Here is a 1,588-nt window from a genome sequence, read left to right on the forward strand (position 1 = left end):
AACGTGGAGCCGCCGCACATCGAACGCGGCTACCGACCGCAACGCTGAGCCGCTGCGGTACTGCTGCGATGATCTTGGCGTTGTGGGCACGGTGCGTGCCTGATCCGTCCCGCAACTTCGAGATCATCGCGGCGAAGCGGGTGTGGGCATGACCTGGTGGGAGTCCTTGGCGGTATTCGGCGCGGGGATAGCGGCCGGCGGGATCAACACCGTGGTCGGATCCGGGACCTTGATCACGTTCCCCGTCCTGCTCGCGTTCGGCTACTCGCCGGTCACCGCCAACGTCTCCAACACGATCGGGCTCGTGCCGGGGTCGATCAGCGGGGCGATCGGGTACCGGCGCGAACTCGCCGGGCAGAAACCCCGATTGCTGCGACTGGGCCTCGCGTCGCTGATCGGCGGCATCATCGGCGCGATCCTGCTCCTGACGCTGCCCGACGGCGCCTTCAAGGCCATCGTGCCCGGACTGATCGTGCTCGCGCTGGTGCTGGTGGTGCTGCAACCGCGGCTGGCCAAGCGGATCGCGGCACGGCGCGCGGGCGCGACGGCGGATTCCGCGGATTCCGCAGCGGGGGACGGGTCGGCCGAGCAAGCGCGTACACCCCGGCACGGGGGCGCGGTCCTGTGGGGCGCGGTGCTGGCCACCGGTATCTACGGCGGATACTTCGGCGCGGCCCAAGGCGTGTTGCTGCTCGCGCTGTTCGGGGTGTTCATCGCCGAGGACCTGCAACGGATGAACGCGGTCAAGAACGTGCTCGCCGCGATCGTCAACGGGGTCGCCGCGATCCTGTTCATGATCGTGGCCGACGTCGCGTGGTGGGTGGTCCTGTTGATCGCCGTCGGCTCGGTGATCGGCGGCCAGATCGGCGCGAAGGTCGGCCGCAAACTTCCGCCGACGGCATTGCGCGCGATCATCGTGGTGGTCGGTTCGATCGCCGTGGTCCGCCTGTTGCTGTGATCCCTCGCCTGTCGCCGTCCCCGTGCGTGGGTGGGGGCGGGGTTCGTTCCCACCCGCACCACCCGTGCCGTTCCGCTCGGAGGCTGCGGATCTCGCGCGTCGGGGCGGGCTGTTCGGGCCTCGCGGCGATGGCGGGCGCGCCCTCGTCGACTCCGGCGATCACCGCTGCCAGCGCTGTCGGCGCACACGTCGTACGGCCGGTTCGGGAAGGTCGAGCACGCGGGTGACACCCGTGGAGTCGTCGGTGACGTGAAGGCCGCCGGCCGTGAAGGCGTGGTCGAAGGTCGGCAGTCCGTGGAGGAACGAGCCGAGTGCGTCTGCCGGACGAGGCGGGCGGTGAGCATCCTTCTCTGTATGCCGAGCATCCTCGCGCCCATCGGGCCGGACACGTGGTCGAACGGTATTCCGGGCCACGCGGCCGTGAGCGAGGCCCGGAATCGGGTGGGCAGGTCCGGGATGAAACGATGGGGACCCGCTGATGCCGCGACCTGGAGAAGCGATGTCCTCGACCGCCGTAGGTCTCTTGGTCGGCGCCGCCTTGGACGCCGCCCTGGGTGATCCGCAAAGGTGGCACCCCGTAGCCGGGTTCGGCGCCGCCGCCGCCCGCGTGGAACGCGTCGTGTACGCCGA

1 protein-coding gene is annotated in these 1,588 nt (G+C 70.1%); it reads left to right on the forward strand.

All coding sequences use genetic code 11. From position 1 onward, the window contains the following. Positions 1-148 precede the first annotated feature (148 nt). Complete coding sequence (locus tag GT354_RS19475) at positions 149-958, forward strand: sulfite exporter TauE/SafE family protein (protein WP_161357575.1); 810 nt, start codon at positions 149-151, stop codon at positions 956-958. Positions 959-1,588: the final 630 nt, after the last annotated feature.

The organism is Streptomyces sp. SID3343, assembly GCF_009865215.1.
Classification (GTDB): domain Bacteria; phylum Actinomycetota; class Actinomycetes; order Streptomycetales; family Streptomycetaceae; genus Embleya.

Bases quoted from the DNA above. Each gene is read 5' to 3' on its own strand.
- GT354_RS19475 (WP_161357575.1), top strand. From the start codon at position 149: ATGACCTGGTGGGAGTCCTTGGCGGTATTCGGCGCGGGGATAGCGGCC.